Here is a 753-nt window from a genome sequence, read left to right as displayed (position 1 = left end):
GTTACCATCTGGATCAACTGGTACGTAGCTTCCTACTGGTTTGTAGACAACAGTTGCTTCGTCTGCGAAGGCACCGTCTGTGTTATCAGTATCAACTTTAACACCATCAACTTGCTTATCAGCTTTCGTTGTTGCGCCTGTTGATTTAACCGTTTCAGTGCTTGCCACATAACCATTGACAACTGGTGTTGTTACAGCGCTGTAGTCAGCTTGGTCGGCTACCCATGGCACTGCTGCTACTTCAGCGTCAGTCATGGCTTTACCTGTGCTGTAATCAGCTGTTGACCAGAACTCACCTGTCACGGCATTGATGTACAACTTACGGTGAACGTCAACGCTTGTCTTCTTATCCTCAGCGACCTTGTTACCATTTTCATCAACGTAGTGAACCGTCAATTCTGACGTATCTTTGTAGAGTTTAGTATCTGGCCATTTTGGTCCATCTGGATTGTTTGGATCAATTGGTGTACCTGGCTCTTTTGGATCGTTTGGATCAACTGGTACGATAGATGGGGTATATGGTACTGGGATATCCTTACCTGGGTTTTCAGGGTCTGGAGTGAAGTCTTGACTTGGTTTGTCATAACCTGGGATAGTTGGCTTGTCGTATGGATCCTTGCTTGGTTTAGTTGGATCACTTGGATCGTTTTCAATTGGGGTCTTAGGTCCAATTGGGTTACCATCTGGATCGACTGGCACATAACTTCCGAGTGGTTTGTATGGGACGGTTACTGTGTAGTTTTCCTCACGTGG

The 753-nt window shown here is 45.8% G+C and carries 1 protein-coding gene; it reads right to left on the bottom strand.

Annotated elements, in window-relative coordinates:
• Nucleotides 1-753 (bottom strand): mucin-binding protein (locus tag ACLN19_RS09105; protein ID WP_413385532.1); only part of this gene is annotated, 753 nt, incomplete at both ends.

Origin of the sequence: Streptococcus lishijunsis (assembly GCF_047290665.1) — a bacterium.
In the GTDB taxonomy this organism is placed as follows: Bacteria; Bacillota; Bacilli; order Lactobacillales; family Streptococcaceae; genus Streptococcus.
Note: the sequence above shows the minus strand (reverse complement) of the source record. Positions and strands in the feature narration are given on the sequence as shown.